We start from the raw sequence: 1,093 nt of genomic DNA on the forward strand, positions 1-1,093 counted from the left end.
CCTGCTGGCACAGCGCACCGGCAACTCGACCCAGGAAATTACCGAGATGGTCAAACGCATCCAGTCCGGCACCCGCGAGGCCGTGGGGCAGATGGAGGTGGGTGTGCAGCAGGTCAAAGGCGGTGTGACCCTGGCGCAACAAGCGGGGGAGGCGATCGTCAACATTCGGCAGTCTTCGGGGGACGTGGTGCGCATGGTGGATCAGATTTCCCTGGCACTGCGGGAACAGACCGCGGCTAGCCAGGATGTGGCGCGCAACGTTGAACGCATTGCGCAGATGTCGCAGCAGAATAGCCAGGCGGTGGAGCAGACGGCCGAGACGGCGGGGGCCTTGCAGCGCTTGGCGCAAGGGTTGTATGGGCAGGTGGGGGTGTTTCGGATTTGAGGGGTTAGGGGGGGATGCCCCTGCGCGTGCGACGCCCTCATTCGCCGCGCGCACAGGGGCCCTTGGCGGGCGATAGCGTCAGTGATTGATAGCTGCGAGCCGACTGACTTCTATCGCCTTTGACCCTGAGGTTCAGCGCATCATGCCCAACTCCGCATCATCCAGCAGCGCTTTCCCCAGAGCGCAAAGATAGTGCGCTGCCCAGATCAGCTTTGGCTTGTCTTCCATCAACCCATCAATGGTCAAATCCCGCGCATACCCCATCAGTTCCGACGCCTGTTCACGGGCGTTCTGGCAGGGGATGCCCGGTTCGATGCGGAACAGCGGGTGAGTTTGGTTTTCACCTTGGAAGAAGATGGTTTTGCCGACAGTGCATTGGGTGTTTTCGGTGGTCATCGAGCAATACCCCTGTTCAATGCATGGTTTGCGGGTCGGCTGGCCTTTGTATTTGCGCCAGTGCCGATTCGAGCAAACGGCGGAGTGTTTCCAGCTCGTGCATCGAGGCCATGATCAACACGGAGGCGGGTGATCTGGGTTGCATCAGCATTGCTTGCTGGGCAACGGCTTCTGCGCAGAGCGCGTAGTCGGTTGCGAGCATGAGGGTGTCTTCCAGGGAGTGGGGGAGGTGGGGTGGATCGGGGACTATCTTCAGCATGGTGTGGCTCCTGTCGTAGTGGAGCAACCACCTACCGCGGCTAAACAGTTGGG

At 60.8% G+C, this 1,093-nt stretch carries 3 protein-coding genes; 1 reads left to right on the forward strand and 2 read right to left on the reverse strand.

What is annotated here, in order from left to right:
* The coding region (locus G1E_RS29760) for a methyl-accepting chemotaxis protein (RefSeq protein WP_047150086.1) at nt 1–385 on the forward strand (385 nt) is incomplete at its 5' end.
* A 132-nt stretch (nt 386–517) separates the two neighbouring features.
* Here G1E_RS29760 and G1E_RS21185 read toward each other — a convergent pair.
* Together G1E_RS21185 and G1E_RS21190 are read right to left on the reverse strand one after the other, a co-directional pair.
* A complete protein-coding gene (locus tag G1E_RS21185; protein ID WP_009683500.1) occupies nt 518–781 on the reverse strand; it encodes a DUF3077 domain-containing protein in 264 nt (87 codons plus the stop codon).
* 16 nt (nt 782–797) lie between these two features.
* The gene (locus G1E_RS21190) at nt 798–1,040 is read right to left on the reverse strand and encodes a hypothetical protein (RefSeq protein WP_009683501.1); all 243 of its coding nucleotides are present in this window, start codon (nt 1,038–1,040) and stop codon (nt 798–800) included.
* Between the last annotated feature and the right edge of the window lie 53 nt (nt 1,041–1,093).

It is taken from the genome of Pseudomonas sp. TJI-51, from assembly GCF_000190455.2.
GTDB lineage: Bacteria > Pseudomonadota > Gammaproteobacteria > Pseudomonadales > Pseudomonadaceae > Aquipseudomonas > Aquipseudomonas juntendi.

Bases quoted from the DNA above. Each gene is read 5' to 3' on its own strand.
- G1E_RS21190 (WP_009683501.1), bottom strand. From the start codon at position 1,040: ATGCTGAAGATAGTCCCCGATCCACCCCACCTCCCCCACTCCCTGGAA.
- G1E_RS21185 (WP_009683500.1), bottom strand. From the start codon at position 781: ATGACCACCGAAAACACCCAATGCACTGTCGGCAAAACCATCTTCTTC.